This window comes from Pseudomonas syringae KCTC 12500 (genome assembly GCF_000507185.2).
Classification (GTDB): Bacteria; Pseudomonadota; Gammaproteobacteria; order Pseudomonadales; family Pseudomonadaceae; genus Aquipseudomonas; species Aquipseudomonas syringae.
The window spans coordinates 4,041,730-4,063,494 of record NZ_AYTM02000002.1 but is presented as its reverse complement, the minus strand read 5'-3'; the positions used below and the strand labels follow the sequence as shown (position 1 = coordinate 4,063,494).

21 protein-coding genes are annotated in these 21,765 nt (G+C 58.2%); 5 read left to right on the top strand and 16 right to left on the bottom strand.

The features are described from left to right. Nucleotides 1–22 precede the first annotated feature (22 nt). The 15 genes from rnhB to rpsB form a co-directional block, all read right to left on the bottom strand. Entirely contained in the window at nt 23–676 is a 654-nt protein-coding gene (rnhB, locus tag V476_RS18495; RefSeq protein WP_024960254.1) for a ribonuclease HII, read from the bottom strand. An 11-nt stretch (nt 677–687) separates the two neighbouring features. Further along, nucleotides 688–1,830: a lipid-A-disaccharide synthase gene (lpxB, locus tag V476_RS18490; protein ID WP_024960255.1), complete on the bottom strand. Its 1,143-nt coding sequence runs from the start codon at nt 1,828–1,830 to the stop codon at nt 688–690. 2 nt (nt 1,831–1,832) lie between these two features. Beyond that, nucleotides 1,833–2,609 carry an acyl-ACP--UDP-N-acetylglucosamine O-acyltransferase gene (gene lpxA, locus V476_RS18485; protein ID WP_024960256.1) on the bottom strand — a complete coding sequence of 259 codons (777 nt, stop codon included), beginning with the start codon at nt 2,607–2,609 and terminating at the stop codon, nt 1,833–1,835. After that, nucleotides 2,606–3,046, bottom strand: a complete 441-nt coding sequence (gene fabZ / locus V476_RS18480; protein WP_002554719.1) for a 3-hydroxyacyl-ACP dehydratase FabZ — start codon at nt 3,044–3,046, stop codon at nt 2,606–2,608. The genes lpxA and fabZ overlap by 4 nt, the downstream gene beginning before the upstream one ends. A gap of 109 nt (nt 3,047–3,155) precedes the next feature. Next, nucleotides 3,156–4,211 (bottom strand): UDP-3-O-(3-hydroxymyristoyl)glucosamine N-acyltransferase, encoded by a 1,056-nt coding sequence (lpxD, locus tag V476_RS18475; RefSeq protein ID WP_003314304.1) that lies wholly within the window; start codon nt 4,209–4,211, stop codon nt 3,156–3,158. A gap of 2 nt (nt 4,212–4,213) precedes the next feature. Continuing rightward, the gene (locus V476_RS18470; protein ID WP_003314303.1) at nt 4,214–4,717 is read right to left on the bottom strand and encodes an OmpH/Skp family outer membrane protein; all 504 of its coding nucleotides are present in this window, start codon (nt 4,715–4,717) and stop codon (nt 4,214–4,216) included. A gap of 45 nt (nt 4,718–4,762) precedes the next feature. Beyond that, the gene (bamA, locus tag V476_RS18465; RefSeq protein WP_024650250.1) at nt 4,763–7,138 is read right to left on the bottom strand and encodes an outer membrane protein assembly factor BamA; all 2,376 of its coding nucleotides are present in this window, start codon (nt 7,136–7,138) and stop codon (nt 4,763–4,765) included. Nucleotides 7,139–7,212: 74 nt separating this feature from the next. Beyond that, the gene (rseP, locus tag V476_RS18460; RefSeq protein ID WP_003314300.1) at nt 7,213–8,565 is read right to left on the bottom strand and encodes a sigma E protease regulator RseP; all 1,353 of its coding nucleotides are present in this window, start codon (nt 8,563–8,565) and stop codon (nt 7,213–7,215) included. Nucleotides 8,566–8,681: 116 nt separating this feature from the next. After that, nucleotides 8,682–9,872, bottom strand: coding sequence for a 1-deoxy-D-xylulose-5-phosphate reductoisomerase (gene ispC / locus V476_RS18455; RefSeq protein ID WP_003422047.1), 1,191 nt, complete (start codon nt 9,870–9,872; stop codon nt 8,682–8,684). Next, nucleotides 9,869–10,684 (bottom strand): phosphatidate cytidylyltransferase, encoded by an 816-nt coding sequence (locus tag V476_RS18450; protein ID WP_024960257.1) that lies wholly within the window; start codon nt 10,682–10,684, stop codon nt 9,869–9,871. Before V476_RS18450 ends, ispC begins: the two co-directional genes overlap by 4 nt. Beyond that, entirely contained in the window at nt 10,684–11,439 is a 756-nt protein-coding gene (gene uppS, locus V476_RS18445; protein WP_003314296.1) for a polyprenyl diphosphate synthase, read from the bottom strand. Before uppS ends, V476_RS18450 begins: the two co-directional genes overlap by 1 nt. A 16-nt stretch (nt 11,440–11,455) precedes the next feature. Then, entirely contained in the window at nt 11,456–12,013 is a 558-nt protein-coding gene (frr, locus tag V476_RS18440; RefSeq protein ID WP_024960258.1) for a ribosome recycling factor, read from the bottom strand. Next, on the bottom strand, nt 12,013–12,753 hold the full coding sequence (gene pyrH, locus V476_RS18435; protein ID WP_003339591.1) for a UMP kinase: 741 nt from the start codon (nt 12,751–12,753) through the stop codon (nt 12,013–12,015). The genes frr and pyrH overlap by 1 nt, the downstream gene beginning before the upstream one ends. 205 nt (nt 12,754–12,958) lie before the next feature. Continuing rightward, a complete protein-coding gene (tsf, locus tag V476_RS18430) occupies nt 12,959–13,822 on the bottom strand; it encodes a translation elongation factor Ts (protein ID WP_024960259.1) in 864 nt (287 codons plus the stop codon). 190 nt (nt 13,823–14,012) lie between these two features. After that, nucleotides 14,013–14,756, bottom strand: coding sequence for a 30S ribosomal protein S2 (gene rpsB / locus V476_RS18425; RefSeq protein ID WP_003314293.1), 744 nt, complete (start codon nt 14,754–14,756; stop codon nt 14,013–14,015). Nucleotides 14,757–15,070: 314 nt separating this feature from the next. On the opposite strand from rpsB, the gene map reads away from it, so the two are divergent. The 4 genes from map to V476_RS18405 all read left to right on the top strand — a co-directional run bounded on the left by map (nt 15,071) and on the right by V476_RS18405 (nt 20,840). Continuing rightward, nucleotides 15,071–15,853, top strand: coding sequence for a type I methionyl aminopeptidase (gene map / locus V476_RS18420; RefSeq protein WP_003391089.1), 783 nt, complete (start codon nt 15,071–15,073; stop codon nt 15,851–15,853). Between the two features lie 65 nt (nt 15,854–15,918). After that, nucleotides 15,919–18,615, top strand: a complete 2,697-nt coding sequence (locus tag V476_RS18415) for a [protein-PII] uridylyltransferase (protein ID WP_024960260.1) — start codon at nt 15,919–15,921, stop codon at nt 18,613–18,615. Nucleotides 18,616–18,666: 51 nt separating this feature from the next. Then, a complete protein-coding gene (dapC, locus tag V476_RS18410; protein ID WP_024960261.1) occupies nt 18,667–19,860 on the top strand; it encodes a succinyldiaminopimelate transaminase in 1,194 nt (397 codons plus the stop codon). A 131-nt stretch (nt 19,861–19,991) separates the two neighbouring features. Beyond that, the gene (locus tag V476_RS18405) at nt 19,992–20,840 is read left to right on the top strand and encodes a matrixin family metalloprotease (RefSeq protein ID WP_024960262.1); all 849 of its coding nucleotides are present in this window, start codon (nt 19,992–19,994) and stop codon (nt 20,838–20,840) included. 91 nt (nt 20,841–20,931) lie between these two features. Here the strand turns inward: V476_RS18405 and V476_RS28480 are convergent, their stop codons facing one another. Beyond that, entirely contained in the window at nt 20,932–21,162 is a 231-nt protein-coding gene (locus tag V476_RS28480) for a hypothetical protein (RefSeq protein WP_003314288.1), read from the bottom strand. A gap of 232 nt (nt 21,163–21,394) precedes the next feature. On the opposite strand from V476_RS28480, the gene V476_RS18395 reads away from it, so the two are divergent. Then, nucleotides 21,395–21,742, top strand: coding sequence for an ArsC family reductase (locus V476_RS18395; protein WP_003314287.1), 348 nt, complete (start codon nt 21,395–21,397; stop codon nt 21,740–21,742). The last annotated feature ends 23 nt before the right edge of the window (nt 21,743–21,765 follow it).

Sequence of the window (21,765 nt, the reverse complement as noted above, 5' to 3'; positions counted from 1 at the left end):
GTAGCTGGCCCGGAGTGAAACGTCAGTCCTGCAGCAAACCGACTGACGGCGCAAGCGAGCCGCCCATCATTATCGTTGCGCGCGCTTCGTGGGCTGCACGCACCGGTGCAAAGGAACGCCGATGAATGGGCGTAGGCCCGAGCCGGGCCAGTGCTTCCAGATGCACCGGCGTAGGATAACCCTTGTGCCCACCGATGCCATAACCCGGATAGATGAGTTCAAACGCCGCCATTTCTCGATCCCGACTCACCTTGGCGAGAATCGAAGCGGCAGCGATGGCAGGTACCTTGGAGTCACCCTTTACCACCGGCGCCGAGGGCACCGACAACTGCGGGCAGCGGTTGCCGTCGATAAGCGCCAGTCTGGGCGTGATACTCAAGCCTTCGACTGCGCGCTGCATGGCCAGCATCGTGGCGTGCAGGATATTCAACTGGTCGATCTCTTCGACTTCAGCCCTGGCGATGAACCAACAAAGGGCTTTCTCCTGAATTTCGACGAAGAGCTTTTCGCGCCTGGCTTCGGTCAGTTTCTTCGAGTCATTGAGACCGAGAATGGGCCTGGTCGGGTCGAGAATGACGGCGGCGGTTACCACTGCACCGCACAGCGGGCCGCGACCCACTTCATCAACACCCGCCACCAGGTCCTCGACGAGGGTAAAATCCAGACCTGTTTGCATCATGGGCGACCTCACAGTGAAGGCGACCGTCCGAGCAGGCTCAATACCGCATCGGCGGCCTGATTGGACGCATCGCGGCGCAGGATCCGGTGAATGGCATCAAAACCGGCGGTTTGCTCGCGACCGTCTTCGATCAATGGCAGCAGCGTACGCGCCAGGGCTTCTGGCGTAGCGTCGTCCTGCAGCAGTTCAGGCACCAGCAGACGCTGGGCCAGCAGGTTCGGCAGCGACACGTAAGGGCTTTTGACCATTCGCTTGAGAATCCAGAAGGTCAGCGGCGCCAGGCGGTAGGCAACCACCATGGGGCGCTTGTAAAGCAAAGCTTCCAGGGTCGCGGTGCCGGAGGCGATCAGTACCGCATCACACGCGGCCAGGGCAACGTGCGACTGGCCGTCGAGCAGCGTGACGGGCAGATCACGACCCTGCAGCAATTGCTCCACCTGAGCACGCCGCTGCGGGCTGGCGCAGGGCAGCACGAAACGCAAGTCAGGGCGCCGGGCAAGCAGCAGCTCGGCCGTGTCGAAAAACAACCCGCCCAGACGCCCCACCTCACCGCCCCGGCTGCCCGGCATCAGCGCGACAACCGGCGTATCCTGCGCGAATCCCAGGCCAGCGCGAGCACCCGCACGATCGGACTCCAGGGGGATGGTATCTGCCAGCGGGTGACCGACAAAACGCACCGGTACGCCCTGCTCTTCGTAGAAACGCGCTTCGAACGGCAACAGGATCAGCATCAGATCACAGCCTTCACGAATCTTCAGCACACGCTTCTGACGCCAGGCCCAGACTGACGGGCTGACGTAGTGCACGGTCTTGATGCCGGCGCGACGCAGTTGAAGTTCGATGTTGAGCGTGAAGTCAGGGGCGTCGATGCCGATGAAGACATCCGGCTTTTCATTGATCAGGGTCTGGACCAGCAACTTGCGCCGGGCCAGCAGTTCGCGCAGTCGCCCGAGCACTTCAACCAGCCCCATCACCGATAGACGTTCCATCGGGAAGGAGGACTGCATGCCTTCGGCTTCCATCAACGGACCGCCGACACCGATGAAGCGGATATCGGGATGGCGCACCTTGAGGGCACGCATCAGACCGGATCCGAGGATATCGCCGGATGCTTCACCCGCGACCAGAGCGACACAGAGTGGGCTGCTCATGATTAGCGAATGATGCCGCGAGTCGACGCCTGAATGGACTGAAGAAATACCGCCACTTCAGGAAACTGCGCCGCAGGCTCTGCCAGATCGGCCAGCGCCTGGCCGATGGTCAGACCCTGACGATAAACCGTCTTGTAGGCTCTGCGCAGCGCATGAATGGCTTCTTCGGAGAAACCCCGACGGCGCATGCCCTCGAAGTTCATGCTGCGCGCCTCGGCCGGGTTGCCAAAGACCGTGACGAACGCGGGTACATCCTTGCCGATCGCAGTGCCCATGCCGGAGAAGCTGTGCGCACCGATGTGGCAGAACTGATGCACCAGGGTAAAGCCGGACAGGATAGCCCAGTCATCCACGTGAACATGGCCTGCCAGGGCGGTGTTGTTGACCAGAATCACGTGGTTGCCGATCACGCTGTCATGCCCGATGTGGGCATAGGCCATGATCAGGTTGTGATCGCCCAGCGTGGTTTCGGCACGGTCCTGAACGGTTCCACGGTGAATGGTCACGCCTTCGCGGATCACATTGTGATCGCCGATGACAAGGCGGGTTTCCTCGCCCTTGTATTTCAGATCAGGCGTGTCCTCACCCACCGATGAAAACTGGTAGATGCGGTTGTGCTTGCCGATTCTGGTTGGCCCCTTGAGGACAACGTGAGGACCGACGACTGTACCCTCGCCAATTTCCACACCGGGTCCGATGATCGACCAAGGGCCGACCTCAACATTGTCGGCCAGAACGGCCGTCGGATCGATGATTGCGCGAGGGTCAATCAAACTCATAGTTTGCGTTCCGCACAGATGATTTCAGCAGAGCAGACTGCCTTGCCATCAACTGTAGCCTTACATTCGAACTTCCAGATCTGGCGCTTGCTGCTCAGGAATTTCGCCTCGAGAACCAGTTGGTCGCCCGGCAGAACCGGCTGACGGAAACGCAGTTTGTCCGAACCGACGAAATAATAGAGCGTGCCGTCCGACGGCTTGGAGTCGAGCATCTTGAACGCAAGAATACCGGCAGCCTGCGCCATCGCTTCGATGATCAGTACACCCGGCATGATGGGATGCTCAGGGAAATGACCGTTGAAAAAAGGCTCATTGACGCTGACATTCTTGTAGGCGCGAATGTTCTTGTTCTCGATATCCAGCTCGGTCACGCGATCCACCAGCAGGAACGGGTAACGATGAGGCAGGTATTCGCGAATTTCTTTGATGTCCATCATTTCGAGGGGAAGCCTGTAGTAAAGATTAGGAGTGCGTCGCGACTGCGCAGCACCCCTCTACATCAAGGAGGCAGTTTATCGACTGAGCACGCTTGATATTAAAAAGGTATCAGCCATCAGATGAGCGATTACCCGAGGAGGTCACCGTCTCTACAACCTTTTCGAGCTTTTGCAGACGTCGCGCCATGTCGTCGATCTTGCGCAGACGAGCTGCGCTCTTGCGCCATTCGTCCGCTGGTTGCATAGCCGTACCCGAGGAGTAGGAACCAGGCTCGGTGATGGAGTGCGTGACCATGGTCATACCCGTGATGTAAACACCATCGCAAATATCGATATGCCCCACCAGACCAACCCCGCCCGCCAGCATGCAATGCTTGCCGATTTTGGTGCTTCCAGAGATACCAACACACGCAGCCATCGCCGTGTGGTCGCCGACCTGCACGTTGTGGGCAATCTGAATCTGGTTGTCCAGTTTGACGCCATTGCCAATTCGCGTATCAGCCAGCGCACCCCGATCGATTGCCGTATTGACGCCAACCTCGACGTCATCACCGAGGGTGACGCCACCGATCTGTGCAACCTTGTGGTAGATACCTTTATCCTGGGCAAAGCCAAAGCCTTCGCCACCCAGCACAGCACCCGACTGGATGACCACGCGCTTGCCAATGCGCACATCGTGGTAAAGCGTTACCCGCGGGGCCAGCCAGCCGCCTTCACCGATCTCGCAGCGAGCGCCGATGAAGCAGTGAGCACCGATGGTGACACCTGCTGCAATGCGCACACCGCTCTCGATCACAGCAAAAGCGCCAATGCTGGCAGCAGGATCAATCAGTGCATCTGCGGCAATCACTGCCGTCGGATGAACGCCTGCGCTACTTTTAGGCTTGGGATCGAAAAAATGCGAAATGCGCGCATAGGCCAGATAAGTATCAGGAACCACCAGCGCATTACCGGTGTAACCTTCGGCGTCTGCCGGCTTGAGCAGCACGGCAGTGGCCTGGGTATCGACCAGCAATTTACGATACTTGGGATTTGCCAGGAAACTGACTTGACCAGGGCCGGCCTCTTGTAAAGTGGCCAGCCCGGTGATTTCGATATCCTTGTCGCCACGTAACGTAGCACCAAGGAACTCGGCCAACTGGCCGAGCTTGATGGTTATGCTCATGGTTACTTCAGCTGGTTCATGCGCTCGATGACCTGGCGAGTCACGTCATACTGTGGCTTGACGTCGATCACCGCACCGCGCTCGAAAACCAGATCGAAACCACCTTTCTTGATGACTTCTTCTACAGCCTGATCCAGCTTCGGCTTCAACTGCTTGAGCATTTCGCGGTCAGCAACGGCCTTGGCTTCGTTCAGTTCCTTGGACTGGAACTGGAAATCACGGGCCTTTTGCTTGAACTCAAGCTCCAGACGCTCGCGCTCAGGCTGAGCCATCTTGTCGCCACCGCTGACCAGACGATCCTGAATGCCCTTGGCGCTGCTTTCCAGGCTTTTCAGCTTGGTCAGTTGCGGGCCGAATTTCTTCTCGGCGTCCACTGCGTAACGCTTGGCAGCGTCCGATTCCAGCAAGGCCATCTGATAGTTCAGTACCGCAATTTTCATGTCGGCGAATGCAGGGCTTGCGACCAGTACGGTTGCCAGCATTACCAGTTGAGTCAACTTACGCACAATACAACTCCTACAAAATTCGTTGCGTTATCAAAGATCAGACGCTTAGAAGGTCTGACCCAGGGAGAATTGGAAAACCTGCGTTTCGGCTTCGTCGTCCGGCTTCTTGATCGGCATCGCCAGAGCAAAGCTTAGCGGGCCGAGTGCGGTGATCCAGGTGACGCCGATACCCACAGAGCTGGCCATGCCGGAAAGGTCGATGTCGTTGCATTCGACTTTCTTGCCTGACGCGCTTGTTCTGGTCGAGTCGCACTTGGTATCGAAGACATTACCCACGTCCCAGAAAACAGACGTCCGCAGCGAGCGCTGATCCTTGACGAATGGCAGCGGGAACATGACTTCTACGCCACCCTGAACCAGGGCGTTGCCGCCGAACGGCAGTGGATCCTGGTCCGGGTCCGCCAGTGTGCCCGGCTTGGAACCGTTACTTGGCGTACTGCGCGGACCAAGGGTGCTGTCCTTGAAGCCACGTACCGAGTTGAAACCGCCCGCGTAGTAGTTCTCGTAGAACGGCAGACCCGAGGTCGAACCGTATCCGTCACCATAACCCAGCTCGGTGTGCAGACGCAGGGTGTAGTTATCGGTGATCGGGTGGAAGTACTGAGCACGGTAATCCAGCTTGAAGAACGACAGGTCGCTACCCGGCAAGGTGGATTCGAATACCAGGCTTTGCGAGTGACCACGGGTCGCCAATACACCCTTGTTCAGGGTCGATTCAGACCAGCCAACCGAGCCCTTGAAGTTCAGGTACTTGTCGCCTTCCTTCTCGACGAAGTCGAAAATCTCGTCAACGGTGTACTTGCCGGTCTTGATCTCGTCCTGCTGCACAGAAAGGCCGTAAGTCAGGCGCGAGGTCTCGCTGATCGGGTAGCCAAGGTTGATACCGGCACCCAGGCTGTCAACCGCATAGCTTGCAACATCAACGTCGAGGTCATCGTAGTTGGTGGTGCGATAGAACGCGCTGTAACCCAGGCTGACACCGTCCGGCGTGTAGTACGGATCGACGTAGCTAAAGTTGTAACGGCTCTGGTATTCGCTGCGGGTCAGGCCGATGCTGACCTTGTTACCGGTACCGAGGAAGTTGTTCTGGCTGATCGAACCACCGAGGATCAGACCGGCGCTTTGCGCAAAGCCCACGCTGGCGGTGATCGAACCGGACGCCTGCTCTTCAACGGCGTAGTTCACATCGACCTGATCGTCGGTGCCAGGAACAGGTGGCGTTTCGACGTTGACTTCCTTGAAGAAGCCCAGACGATCCAGACGGGTTTTCGACTGGTCGATCAGGTAGGTCGATGCCCAGCCGCCTTCCATCTGACGCATTTCGCGACGCAGCACTTCGTCTTCCGACTTGGTGTTGCCGCGGTAGTTGATACGGTTGACGTAGGCACGCTTGCCCGGGTCGACGACGAAGGTGATATCGACCGTGTGGTCTTCGTTGTTCGGTGTCGGTACGCCGTTGACGTTGGCGAAGGTATAGCCTTCGTTACCCAGACGGCGGGTGATCAGTTCGGACGTCGTGGTCATGACCTTGCGCGAGAAGACCTGGCCCGGCTGCACCAGCAACAGGGATTTGACCTGGTCTTCAGGGACCTTCAGGTCACCGCTGAGCTTGACCGACTTGACGCTGTACTTCTCGCCTTCGTTGATGTTGACCGTGATGTACACGTTCTTCTTGTCAGGCGTGATCGATACTTGGGTCGAGGCGATATCCATGTTGATATAGCCGCGATCGAGGTAGTACGAACGCAGACGTTCAAGGTCACCGGACAGCTTTTCACGGGCGTACTTGTCGTCATTCTTGAAGAACGACAGCCAGTTGCTGGTCTTGAGCTCGAACAGGTCGGTCAGGTCTTCGTCGGAGAAGACCTTGTTGCCCACCACGTTGATGTGCTGAATGGAGGCTACGGTGCCTTCATTGATGTTGATCTTCAAGCCAACGCGGTTGCGCGGCTGAGGAACAACCTCGGCGTCAACCTCGGCAGAGTAACGGCCCTGGGCAACGTATTGACGTTGCAGCTCGTTACGCACGCCTTCGAGGGTAGCACGCTGGAAAATCTCACCTTCGGCCAGACCGGACTGTTTCAGCCCCTTCATCAGGTCCTCGGTGGAGATGGCCTTGTTACCCTCGATTTCGATACTCGCAACCGAAGGACGCTCGACGACGTTGATGACGAGCACGTTGCCGTCGCGACCCAGCTGGATATCTTGAAAGAAACCGGTTTTAAACAGCGAACGGGTAGCATCGACCAAACGACCATCGTCCGCCTGCTCGCCTACGTTCAGCGGCAGTGCACCAAAGACACTGCCGGCGGAAACCCGCTGCAGGCCGTTGACACGGATATCGGAGATGGTGAAGGACTCGGCGTGAACTTCAGCGATCATCAGTGCGGAAAGAACCGCAGTTAGCAGCAGACGTTTCATGAAGTCCTTTCTTATTCCAACTGGCAATAAACAAACTGCCGCAAAATGCGGCAGATTCGCAACTCGGCAACGCTTTACAGTCGGCCCAGATCGTTGACCAGCGCGAGCAACATTACGCCCACTACCAGACTGATACCGATCTGCGCCCCCCAACCTTGAACCTTTTCCGAAAGGGGACGACCACGCGCCCACTCGATCAGATAAAACAGCAAATGCCCCCCGTCCAGGACGGGAATGGGCAGCAGATTCAGAACACCCAGGCTAATACTCAGATAAGCGAGGAAGTTCAGAAAATCTCCGATGCCCGACTGGGCCGAAGCGCCCGCCACTTTAGCAATGGTTATCGGTCCACTCAAGTTTTTTACCGAGAGCTCGCCGAACAACATTTTCTTCAGCGAGTCCAGGGTCAGCACACTCATGTTCCAGGTGCGCTTCACGCCCTCGGTCATCGCCGCGAAAGGCCCGTAGCTGACCTCGCGCAGCATTTCGGGTGGCCAATCGACAGCTTTCACACCAGCGCCGAGGTAACCTGCGGCAGCCTTGCCCTCGCCTTTGACCGCGAGCGTCACCGGCACGTCCATTTGCACGCCGTCGCGCTCGATGCGCAGCGAAATCTTCGCTTCGGGGCGCTCGCGCACCCGATCGACAACCTGTTGCCACTCCTCGAGCGGCTGACCGTCCATCGAAATCAGACGATCACCCGATTTAAGCCCTGCGCTCTGCGCCGGACCTTTCGGATCGATTTCTGCCAGTACCGGAAGCAGCGCCGGACGCCACGGGCGAATACCCAGCGACTTGATCGGATCAGGCTCTTCTGCCCCTCTCAGCCAGTCATTGAGTACCAGCTCACGGGAAGTGTCGACCGTAGAACCCTGATCCCGGACCTTGAAAGCGATGGTACCGCTTTCACCCAGGCGACGGACCAGCTGCAGGTTGACCCCGGACCAGCCAGAAGTAGGCTCGCCATCGACAGCGACGATTTCCTGTCCGGCCGTCAGGCCAGCCTGCTGGGCGATGCTTCCGGACTCGACTGCGCCGATCACCGGGCGAACCTGCTCGCTGCCCATCATCGCCAGCACCCAGAAAAATGCGATGGCGAGAAGGAAATTGGCTGTCGGGCCGGCGATTACGATCGCAATGCGCTGGCCTACTGTCTTGCGGTTGAACGACTGGTCGGCGAGCTCGGGCGGGACATTGCCTTCGCGCTCGTCAAGCATTTTCACATAGCCGCCCAGAGGAATGGCAGCGACGACGTATTCGGTGCCCTGACGGTCATGCCAGCGCAGAAGAGGCGTGCCGAAGCCTACTGAAAAACGCAGCACTTTGACGCCACAGCGACGAGCCACCCAAAAGTGGCCGAATTCGTGGAAGGTCACCAGCACGCCCAACGCAATCAGGGTGCCGAGAATCATGTATAAAGCGCTCATCAGCCTTCTCCGGGTACCGACTGGTCGGCCAGTGTGTTAATCATTGCAGACCTCCAGGCCCGCCCTTGACGCACCACATCAACCCATTCACTCATATCTTTCGGGTTGTCAGATCGCTATCGCCCGTTTCTTTCAAGCCATTGGCCTGCCAGCAAACGCGCTTTCGCATCGGCGGCGAACACCGCATCGAGTCCTTCGACCGCGGTGACAGGCTCATGATCCAGAACCTCCTCGATAATACCGGCGATTTCCAGATAGCGGATACGCCCGTCGAGGAATGCCGCAACAGCCACTTCATTGGCCGCGTTGAGCATGGCAGGCGCACTGCCTCCAGCCTCTGCCGCCTGTCGGGCCAGCCGCAGGCAAGGGAATCGTTCCTCGTCCGGCGCCTGAAAATCAAGCTGACCGATACGAAACAGGTCCAGTGGCGCAACGCCAGAGTCTACACGCGCAGGCCATGCCAGTGCATTGGCGATGGGCGTACGCATGTCGGGATTGCCCAATTGAGCCAACACCGAGCCATCGACGTAATCGACCAGCGAGTGGATCACGCTTTGCGGGTGAATGACCACCTCGACCTGATCCGGGCGCGCATCGAACAGCCAGCAGGCTTCGATCAGCTCGAGCCCCTTGTTCATCATGGTTGCCGAATCGACGGAGATCTTGCGCCCCATCGACCAGACCGGGTGGGCACAGGCCTGCTCAGGCGTGACATTGTGCAACTGCTCCAGCGGCGTTTCGCGAAACGGCCCGCCCGAGGCAGTCAACATGATCCGCCGAACACCGACGGCACCCAGCCCGCGAGCGAAGTCGCCGGGCAGGCACTGGAAGATCGCATTGTGCTCGCTGTCGATCGGCAACAGCACAGCGCCACTTTGCCGAACGGCCTGCATGAACAAGGCGCCGGACATGACCAGCGCTTCCTTGTTGGCCAGCAATACCTTCTTGCCCGCCTCCACCGCAGCCAGCGTCGGGCGCAAGCCGGCAGCTCCGACAATGGCGGCCATGACTGCATCTACCCGAGGGTCTGCGGCTACTTCGCACAGACCGCCCTCGCCGACCAGCACCCGTGTATCGAGCCCGGCCGCAGCGAGGTCATCCTGCAGCTTGCGGGCGACCACCTGATCAGGCACTACGGCGTACTGCGGCGTGTGCCTGATGCACAAGGCCAGCAATTCGTCCAGGCGACTGAAGCCGGTAAGCGCGAACACTTGATAAAGCGCTGGATGACGGGCAACGACATCCAGAGTACTCAGCCCGATGGAACCGGTTGCACCCAGAATGGTGATTTGTTGCGGCCCACTCACATGACACCCCAGTCAGCGGCCCAGAGCAGCACCGCAAATACCGGGATGGCCGCCGTCAGGCTGTCGATACGGTCGAGCACCCCGCCGTGGCCAGGCAGCAGATTGCTGCTGTCCTTGACCCCGGACTGGCGCTTGAACATGCTTTCGGTCAGGTCGCCAATCACCGAGATGAATACGATCACCGCGGCACCAAAGAGCGCTGCTATGAACTGCGCAACCGTCCAGTCGCGGGAAACGCCCACTGCTGCCGTGATGCCCAGGCTGACGACCAGACCGCCATATACGCCCTCCCAGCTCTTGCCAGGGCTTACCTTGGGTGCCAGCTTGCGTTTGCCAAAAGTCTTGCCGGAGAAATAAGCGCCGATGTCGGCGGCCCAGACCAGCACCATCACCGACAGAATCAGCCAGTTACCCAGCGGCCATTGCTTGATCAGGACCAGACCCTGCCATGCAGGCAGCAGAATCAGAAGGCCGATAACCAGCTTGCACGCTGCACTCGCCCAGTGGCTGCTCGAGTCCGGATAGGTAAGGACCAGAAAGGTCGCAACACTCCACCAGATGACCGCGGCAACCAGCACCCAGGGCTCCAGCCCCGGCAGCAGGTACATGAGAAATAGCAGAACGGCGACCACAGCCGCATAACCGATACGCATCGACTGCGCGGCAAAACCTGCGAGCCGCGCCCATTCCCAGGCACCCAGAACGACAACCACCCCGATGAACAGGGCGAAGTACATGCCGGTCAGCAGGAAAAACCCGCACAAGGCGATCGGCAACAGAATGAGTGCCGTGATGATCCGTTGTTTCAGCATTAAGCCCGGGCTCCAGCTTCTACCTGTTCGCTGGTTTTACCGAAGCGACGTTGGCGAGAAGCGAAATCTGCCAGCGCAGCGCGCATGGCATCGTGTTTGAAGTCCGGCCAGAACAGGTCGGAGAAGTACAGCTCGGCGTAGGCCAGCTGCCAAAGCAGGAAGTTGCTGATGCGATGCTCGCCGCCGGTGCGTATGCACAGATCCGGCAACGGCAAGTCGCCGGTGGCCAGGCAGGTCTGCAACAACTGGGGAGTAATGTCCTCCGGCTGCAGGTGCCCGGCCTGAACCTCACGCGCCAGCCGCTGGGCGGCCTGCGCGATGTCCCACTGCCCACCGTAGTTGGCAGCGATCTGCAGCACGAAGCGGCTGTTGCCAGAGGTGCGCACTTCCGCCTCGCGCATGGCAGCCTGAAGCTCAGGATGAAAGCGCGAGCGGTCGCCGATGATCCGCAGGCTGATCTCGTTCTCGTTCAGGCGCTTGGTCTCACGGCGCAACGCCGTGAAAAACAGCTCCATCAGCGCGCCAACCTCTTCGGCCGGGCGCTGCCAGTTTTCACTGGAGAACGCGAACAGTGTCAGTACTTCGACCCGGGCTTCAGCGCAGACCTCGATAACGGCCCGCACAGCATCGACACCCGCCTTATGGCCTGCAACGCCTGGCAGCAGGCGTTTCTTCGCCCAGCGATTATTACCATCCATGATAATCGCGACATGGCGCGGCACCGAAGACGGCACGGCCGGTTTTATCTTTTCCATGAAAGCGTCCGAAACCTTAAACAGCCATCAGATCGGCTTCTTTCTGCTTGACCGCAACTTCGATTTCCGCAACGAACTTGTCAGTCAGCTTCTGTACGTCGTCAGCCGCACGACGCTCTTCGTCTTCGCTGATTTCCTTCTCCTTGACCAGGTCTTTCAACTGGCTCAAGGCGTCACGGCGAATGTTACGGACGGCCACACGGGCATCTTCCGCGGCATCGCGCGCCTGCTTGGTGAAGCCCTTGCGGGTTTCTTCGGTCAGCGCCGGCATGGAGATCAGCAGCAGCTCACCCAGGTTGGTCGGGTTGAAACCCAGACCAGAGCTCTGGATAGCCTTGTCGACAGCCGCCAGCATGTTGCGCTCGAACGCCACGACCTGAAGGGTACGCGAGTCCTTGACGGTCACGTTGGCCACTTGGGCCAGCGGGGTATCGTTACCGTAGTAAGGAACCATGACGCCACCCAGGATGCTTGGATGCGCCTTGCCGGTACGGATACGGGTGAAGGCATGGGTCAGCGACTCCAGACTCTTCTGCATGCGGGTCTGAGCATCTTTCTTGATTTCGTTGATCATTATTGTGCTTCCTCGATCAGGGTCCCTTCAGCGCCACCATGGACGATATTCAGAAGGGCACCCGGCTTGTTCATGTTGAAGACGCGCAACGGCATCTTGTGATCGCGACACAGGCAGATTGCGGTCAGATCCATCACACCCAGCTTGCGATCCAGCACTTCATCGTACGTCAGATGATCGAACTTCTCGGCATTCGGGTCTTTGAACGGATCCGCGGTGTACACACCGTCCACCTTGGTAGCCTTAAGCACCACGTCGGCGTCAATCTCGATCGCGCGCAGACAGGCAGCAGAATCGGTCGTAAAGAACGGATTACCGGTACCGGCAGCAAAAATCACCACTTCCTTGGCGCTGAGATGGCGCATGGCCTTGCGACGATCGTAATGATCGGTCACTCCCACCATGGAAATGGCCGACATCACGATGGCGGTGATATTAGCGCGCTCCAGCGCATCGCGCATTGCCAGGGCGTTCATCACAGTGGCCAGCATGCCCATGTGGTCGCCTGTCACCCGATCCATGCCCGCAGCACTCAGGGCCGCGCCACGGAACAGGTTGCCGCCACCGATCACCAGACCGACCTGAACGCCGATACCGACCAGCTGGCCGACTTCCAGCGCCATGCGGTCCAGCACCTTGGGATCAATGCCGAACTCTTCTGAGCCCATGAGGGCCTCACCGCTAAGCTTGAGTAGAATGCGTTTATAGCGAGCCTGATAACCACTGCCCTGCTGAGCCATTGCGAATCTCTCCTGCGGCGTATTCTGAAAAAAATCTGTGCGGGCTATTTCAAGCCTGCGCTTACTTTAGCTTGACGCTATGCGCGCGTCGGGAGAATGCAGCCTTGTGAGCACAATCTCCAAGGAAAATTTCCTTTTCTCTTTCGACAAAGAGGCCGCACGCGTGAGCGGGCAGCCTCTTTGGGGCGACAGTTGAAAAACCGTCTTACTGCTTGGCGGCAGCCAGTTGAGCAGCCACTTCGTCAGCGAAGTTATCAACTGGCTTCTCGATGCCTTCGCCTACTTTGAAGTAGGTGAAGGAAACGATTTCAGCGCCGGCTTTCTTGGCCAGATCACCGACCTTGACTTCCGGGTTCTTGACGAAGGCTTGCTCGACCAGGCTGGCTTCTGCCAGGAACTTGGTGATACGACCGCCAACCATCTTCTCAACGATTTCAGCTGGCTTGCCTTTGATCTTGTCTTCGTTCAATTGCAGGAAGACGTTCTTCTCGCGCTCGATCGCTTCGGCAGAAACTTCCGAAGGGAACAGGAACTCGGGGTTGCTTGCTGCTACGTGCATGGCGATATCTTTGGCCAGTTCGACGTTGCCACCCTTGAGGGTAACAACCACGCCGATCTTGTTGCCGTGCAGGTAAGTCCCTACCACGTCACCTTCGATACGCTTCAGGCGACGGATGTTGACGTTTTCGCCAACCTTGCCGACCAGTACCAGACGTGCATCTTCCTGAGCTTCGATCAACGGAGCGACATCAGTCAGCTTGTCAACGAAGGCTTTTTCGACGCTTGCAGCAACGAAAGCCTTGAAGTCGTCTTGCAGGGCCAGGAAGTCGGTCTGCGAGTTGACTTCGATGATGACAGCGGCTTTACCGTCGTCCTTGATGGCGATAGCGCCTTCAGCAGCCACGTTACCTGCTTTCTTGGCGGCCTTGATGGCGCCGGAAGCACGCATATCGTCGATTGCTTTTTCGATGTCGCCGCCAGCCTTGGTCAAGGCCTTTTTGCAATCCATCATGCCTTCGCCGGTACGCTCGCGCAGTTCTTTGACCAACGCTGCAGTAATCTCTGCCATTTCAAAATCCTCTTGGATAGGTCTTCAACCATTCCACCCGGCAGGCCGGGCGTGCAATTCTTGAAAAATCAGGGTGGCAGCAACACATGACAGAGAGGTCATGGTTACAGACCGACAAATCATTTCCTAGGTGGCAAAAAGGGGGCTAAGCCCCCTTTTCGCGTACTGAGTAAACGCCAGGCGTTTGTACTCAGCCTTCTACAGCGGCTGCAGCTGGAGCTTCTTCGACGAAAACGTCGGTGCCGCCAGCAACATTGTTACGACCACGGATAACAGCATCAGCCATCGAACCCATGTACAGCTGGATGGCGCGGATTGCGTCATCGTTGCCCGGGATGATGTAGTCAACGCCTTCCGGGCTGCTGTTGGTATCGACGACGCCGATAACCGGGATGCCCAGCTTGTTGGCTTCGGTGATCGCGATGCGCTCGTGATCAACGTCGATAACGAACAGAGCGTCTGGCAGACCGCCCATGTCCTTGATACCACCCAGGCTGCGATCCAGTTTTTCCAGATCACGGGTACGCATCAGGGCTTCTTTCTTGGTCAGCTTGGCGAAAGTACCGTCTTCAGCCTGTACTTCCAGCTCGCGCAGACGCTTGATCGACTGACGGATGGTCTTGAAGTTGGTCAGCATGCCGCCCAACCAGCGATGGTCGACGTACGGCGAACCGCAACGTGCTGCTTCTTCAGCAACGATCTTGCCAGCGGAACGCTTGGTGCCGACGAACAGAATCTTGTTTTTGCCCGAAGCCAGGCGCTCAACGAAAGTCAGCGCTTCGTTGAACATAGGCAGGGTTTTTTCAAGGTTGATGATGTGAATCTTGTTGCGCGCGCCGAAAATGTATTTACCCATTTTCGGATTCCAGTAACGGGTCTGGTGACCGAAGTGGCAACCAGCCTTCAGCATATCGCGCATATTGACTTGGGACATAAATAGTTCCTTGATAAGTCGGGTTAGGCCTCCACGTATCCCAATGACCAACCAATGGCATCTGCCAAGGGCACCCAGGTCATCGTGTCGACACGTGTGTGGGTTTGTGCTTCCAAGGACGGACCTTGGAAAGCGGCGCATTTTATATCACAAAAGGGAAGAGAACGGAACTCCAATCAAGTGCTTGTTTTGCGGCGACTTTGCAGCTTCACGGACAGCCTATAGAAGGAAGCGATGATTACCCGGCACCGGTGGTCTGATAGAATTGCGCCTTTGCGCACCCACCGCGTGCCTGCCACGCCGAGAGAATTCGTATGACCATCACCCTCAAAACCCCGGAAGACATCGAAAAGATGCGCATCGCCGGTCGCCTGGCCGCCGATGTTCTGGAAATGATAGCGCCGCACGTCAAGCCCGGTGTGACCACCGAAGAGCTGGACCGCCTCTGCCACGACTATATCGTCAACGAACAGAAGGCGATCCCGGCCCCGCTTAACTACAAGGGCTTCCCAAAATCGATCTGCACCTCGATCAACCAGGTGGTCTGCCACGGCATCCCGAGCGACAAGAAGCTGAAGGACGGCGACTCGCTGAATATCGACGTCACCGTCATCAAGGACGGCTACCATGGCGACACCAGCCGGATGTTCCATGTCGGCACCGTTCCGGTATGGGCCGAACGCCTGTCGAAGGTGACTCAGGAGTGCCTGTACAAGGCCATCGAAATCGTCAAACCCGGCACTCGCCTGGGTGACATCGGTGCCGTCATCCAGAAACACGCTGAAAAGAACGGCTTCTCCGTGGTTCGCGAGTTCTGCGGTCATGGCATCGGCAAGGTGTTTCATGAAGAGCCACAGGTCATGCACTTTGGCGAGGCCGGAACCGGTATCGAGCTGCAGGAAGGCATGACCTTCACCATCGAACCGATGATCAACCAGGGTCGCCCTGAGACCAAGATTCTCGGCGATGGCTGGACGGCGATCACCAAGGACCGCAAGCTCTCGGCGCAATGGGAGCACACGCTGCTGGTGACCGCCGACGGTTACGAAATCTTCACCTTGCGCAGCGATGACACCATTGCCCAAAAAGCTCCCTGACCCGATCATGCCCGGCTGAACGCCCGCCCGTCACTTGCACAGCCCGACACGAGGAATACTGCTCAATGCCGCAAGTAGATCCAGACTTGTTCGATCGTGGCCAGTTCCAGGCCGAACTGGCCTTGAAAGCCAGCCCCATCGCTGCGTTCAAGAAGGCCATCCGCCGAGCGAGAGACGTCCTTGATGAGCGCTTCAGCTCGGGCCGTGACATTCGACGACTGATCGAGGACCGGGCATGGTTTGTCGATAACATTCTGCAAAAGGCCTGGGATCAGTTCGAATGGAGTGAAGACGCCGACATAGCGCTTCTGGCAGTGGGTGGCTACGGGCGCGGCGAGCTGCATCCTTACTCGGACATCGATCTGCTGATCCTGCTGGACAGCGACGACCACGAAGTTTTCCGCGAACCCATCGAGCGGTTTCTGACGCTGCTGTGGGACATCGGCCTGGAAGTCGGGCAAAGCGTACGCTCGGTCAACGAATGCGCACAGGAAGGCCGCGCCGACCTGACCGTGATCACCAATCTGATGGAAAGCCGCACCATCGCAGGCCCCGAACGCCTGCGCCAGCGCATGCTGGAAGTCACCAGCACCGAGCATATGTGGCCGAGCAAGGAGTTCTTCCTCGCCAAGCACGCGGAGCAGAAAAAACGCCACCACAAGTACAACGACACCGAATACAACCTGGAACCCAACGTCAAGGGTTCTCCGGGCGGCCTGCGCGATATTCAGACCATTCTCTGGGTCGCGCGACGTCAGTACGGCACGCTTAACCTGCATGCGCTGGCAGGCGAAGGCTTCCTGCTGGGCAGCGAAAACGCCCTGCTCGCCTCCTCTCAGGAGTTTTTGTGGAAAGTGCGTTATGCGTTGCACATGCTGGCCGGGCGCTCAGAGGACCGGCTTCTGTTCGATTATCAGGTGCGCATCGCCGGATTGCTGGGCTATGAAGACAATGATGCCAAACTGGCCATAGAGCGCTTCATGCAGAAGTACTACCGAGTGGTCATGAGCATCGCCGAACTCAGCGATCTGATCATCCAGCATTTCGAAGAAGTGATTCTTTCCGACGACAGCGGTACACCACAGCCGATCAATTCACGCTTTCAACTGCATGACGGCTATATAGAAGCCACCCATCCGCACGTCTTCAAGCGCACCCCGTTTGCCATGATCGAAATCTTCGTGCTCATGGCCCAGCACCCGGAGATAAAAGGTGTGCGCGCCGACACCATTCGCCTGCTGCGTGAACATCGGCATCTGATCAACGACGAGTTCCGCAACGATATTCGCAACACCAGCCTGTTCATCGAGCTGTTCAAGTGCGAAATAGGCATTCATCGCAACCTGCGCCGGATGAATCGCTACGGCATTCTCGGCCTGTACCTGCCGGAGTTCGGCCATATCGTTGGCCAGATGCAGCATGACCTGTTTCACATCTATACGGTCGATGCGCACACGCTGAATCTGATCAAGCACCTACGCAAGCTGCAGTACACCGAAGTGTCCGAGAAATTTCCGCTGGCCAGCAAGATCATGGGCCGCCTGCCCAAGCCGGAGCTGATCTATCTGGCCGGGCTTTATCACGACATCGGCAAGGGTCGTGGCGGTGATCACTCGGAGCTCGGCGCCGTCGACGCGCAGGCCTTCGGTACGCGCCATCACCTGCCTGCGTGGGACAACCGGCTCATCGTCTGGCTGGTGAGCAACCACCTGGTGATGTCGACCACCGCCCAGCGCAAGGATCTCTCCGACCCGCAGGTCATCCACGACTTTGCCCAGTTCGTGGGCGACGAAGTGCATCTGGACTACCTGTATGTACTGACTGTCGCCGACATCAATGCGACCAATCCGACGCTCTGGAACTCGTGGCGCGCCAGCCTGCTGCGCCAGCTGTACACCGAGACCAAGCGAGCCTTGCGCCGCGGCCTGGAAAACCCGGTCGACCGCGAAGAGCAGATTCGTCGCACACAGACTGCCGCGCTGGATATTCTGGTACGCAACGGCACCGATCCTGATGACGTCGAGCAACTCTGGTCAGCGCTGGGCGACGATTATTTCCTGCGTCACACCGCCGGCGACGTGGCCTGGCATAGCGATGCAATCCTGCAGCAACCGGCCGACGGCGGTCCGCTGGTGCTGATCAAGGAGACCACGCAGCGTGAATTCGAGGGTGGGACGCAGATCTTCATTTACGCCCCGGATCAGCATGACTTCTTCGCGGTGACCGTGGCGGCGATGGACCAGTTGAACCTGAACATTCACGACGCGCGCATTATCACTTCCAGCAGCAAATTCACACTCGACACCTACATCGTCCTCGACCATGAGGGTGGTTCGATCGGCAACAATCCGGAGCGCATTCAGGACATCCGCGAAGGCCTGACCGAAGCCCTGCGCAACCCGGATGATTACCCGACAATCATCAAGCGCCGCGTGCCGCGTCAGCTCAAGCACTTTGCCTTCGCCCCGCAAGTCACCATCCACAACGACGCCCAGCGCCCAGTGACGGTACTCGAGTTGCTGGCACCGGATCGTCCCGGGCTGCTGGCGCGCGTCGGCAAGATCTTCCTGGAGTTCGACCTGTCCCTGCAGAACGCCAAGATTGCAACGCTGGGCGAACGCGTGGAAGACGTGTTCTTCATCACCGACGCCAACAATCACCCGCTGTCCGATCCACAATTGTGCCGCCAGTTGCAGGATGCAATCGTCAAGCAACTGAGTGTCAACTCAGAGCAAGGCGGCGATTTACGGATCAGCATATGAACATTCGCTCCTACGAATCGACTCAACGCAGCTCATTGAGGAACACGTTCCATGAATAACGCCATGCAACTGCTTCAGCCTTACCCTTTCGAGAAGCTGCGCGCCTTGCTGGCCGGCGTAACGCCCAATCCGGAAAAGCGTCCGGTAGCGCTGTCGATTGGCGAGCCTAAGCACCGCTCCCCCGATTTCGTCGCCAAGGCGCTGGCAGACAATCTCGATCAGATGGCGGTTTACCCGACCACGCTGGGTATTCCGGCACTGCGCGAAGCCATTGCTGGCTGGTGCAGCCGTCGATTCGGCGTACCACAGGGCTGGATCGATCCGGCGCGCAATGTACTACCGGTCAACGGCACGCGCGAAGCGCTGTTCGCCTTCACCCAGACCGTGGTCAATCGCAGCGATGACGGCCTGGTGATCAGCCCGAATCCGTTCTACCAGATCTATGAAGGCGCTGCGTTTCTGGCCGGAGCCCAGCCACACTACCTGCCATGCCTGAGCGAGAACGGTTTCAATCCCGATTTCGATGCCGTCAGCCCGGACATCTGGAAGCGTTGTCAGATCCTCTTTCTGTGCTCGCCGGGCAACCCTACCGGGGCACTGATTCCGGTTGAAACCCTGAAAAAGCTCATTGCCCTGGCTGACGAATATGACTTTGTCATTGCTGCGGACGAGTGCTACAGCGAACTGTACTTCGACGAACAAACCCCGCCGCCGGGCCTGCTCAGCGCCTGCGTCGAGCTGGGCCGCAAGGATTTCAAACGCTGCGTGGTCTTCCACAGCCTGTCCAAACGCTCCAATCTGCCGGGCCTGCGCTCCGGTTTTGTGGCGGGTGACGCGGAGATCCTCAAGGCCTTCCTGTTGTATCGGACTTATCACGGCTGCGCCATGCCGGTTCAGACTCAACTGGCCAGCATCGCGGCATGGAATGATGAGGAGCACGTACGCGCCAATCGTGACCTGTACCGCGAAAAATTCGCTGCGGTGCTCGACATCCTGAGCCCGGTGCTCGACGTTCAGCGCCCGGACGGTGGTTTTTACCTGTGGCCGAATGTCGGTACCGATGACGCTGCATTTTGCCGCGATCTGTTCGTCGATCAGCATGTCACCGCAGTACCGGGCTCGTACCTTTCCCGCGAAGTGGATGGCGTCAACCCTGGCGCAGGCCGGGTGCGTCTGGCGCTCGTGGCACCGCTGGCGGAATGCATCGAAGCGGCCGAACGTATCCGCGCCTTCCTGAGCAAGTAAAAGCCAAACCCCAAAAGATTGCCCCGCCGCATGCAACGTGCGGCGGGGTAATTAGTTACCACCTCCAGCCCCCTGCGTGAACGTACTCTCAACCTTCATTTTTCATGCTTCCGGACAGGAAGCGAACGACCATGAAGGCCAATCCCATGCCCGTATCCACTGCTCCCAAAGGCGTAAAACTGCCCGCATCCTGCTGCATGCGCAGCGCTGGAAATCACCAGGCTTCGTATGAAGCGGCGATTCGCGAAAACCCCGCTAACGCGGAAACCACCCCTGCTTACCAATCGGAAACCGGCAACAACACCGGCCAGTCAAGGCACCAGGCGCGCCTGCTGGTTTCGTTCAGCAAATACTGGGCTCGCGGGCGAACCCTGAAAGTTCTTTTCCTCAAGAACCCTCCAGCCACCCTCACAGCTCCCATCGTAGAAGCGGCAAGCAAATGGCTGCCTCATATAAATCTGAAATTCGAGTTCGTTACGGACGGGGCGAGCGATATCAGAATCGGCTTCAATGAACACCTGAACTGGAGCGCCATAGGCACCGATACCCTGCTGGCCGAGCCTGACGAGTCGACCATGGAGTTCAACCTCAAAGAGCTGTACACGGCGGATCTGAAACCCATGCCGGACCTGACGCGCATCGTGCTGCATGAATTCGGACACGCGCTCGGTGCGGTTCACGAGCATCAGCATCCGCAGGCAAACATCCCCTGGAACGAACCGCTGGTGCGCTCACTGCTTTCGCAAACCGGATTGAGTGAAGAAGAGATCAATAGCAATTTTTTCGACAGGTACGAGGCCGCCGACTTCCACCACTCGCCTTACGACCGTGACTCGGTCATGCATTTCGATATCCCCAACGGCCTGACCCTCGGCGAATTCGAGATCATCAATGTGGGCAAGACGCTCAGCAGCAATGACATCGCCGTGATGGGCGCTATCTACCCGGACCGTGGCAACTCGAAATTTGAAACACCCTGACGGAAAGCGTCGGGGCACGTGCTGATCATGCGGCACTCAACAGCGCCATACGTTTCCAACGTGTGGCGTGACCGCCCGAAAAAAGTGCTGACTACTCTCGGGTTCGCAGCTTTTCCGCCACCCAGCCGACCGCCCAACTGACCGGATCATGGGACTGCATGGGCAGCAACGGCTTTCCTTCGCGGGCAGCCAGGCGGCCCTGGGCTTCAGCTTCACCGTGAATCCAGAGGGTACTCTGCTTGAATCCCTCGGCACGCTGACGCTCCCTGTAATAACGTTGCCGTACAAGCGCTTCCTGACGCTTCTTCTCTTGCTCAGACATAACGCACCCAAACTTCAAATGACGGGTAATAATTGCGCGCAGCAGCCAGCGACTCAAGCGTGAGCGGGTGAAGTTTTCTTAATGATGGTTAGCCTTATTATCTAATTTTCGTTCAGCCACCGTACTGGCGCTGTCACAACACTGAACGGACTGACGTGGCATAATAGCCGGCTAAATTGCGAGGAGAGGACGTGGGGAGTATCGAGCAAGATCAGCCACCCCACCTTAAACAATGACTTACACTCTATTTGGCATCAAAGCCTGCGACACGATGAAGAAGGCTCGTACCTGGCTCGACGAGCATTCGGCGAGCTACGAATTTCACGACTACAAGACCCAGGGCATCGACCGTGAGCACCTCGAGCAGTGGTGCAATGAACACGGATGGCAGGTTGTGCTGAACCGCGCAGGCACGACCTTTCGCAAGCTCGAAGACGGACAAAAGGCCGATCTCGACCAGGCGAAAGCCATAGAACTGATGCTCGCGCAGCCGTCCATGATCAAGCGTCCAGTGCTCGATCTGGGCGATAAAACCCTGATCGGCTTCAAGCCTGACCTGTATGCAGCGGCTTTACAGTAAGCCAGAGCGCTACTGAAAGCCCC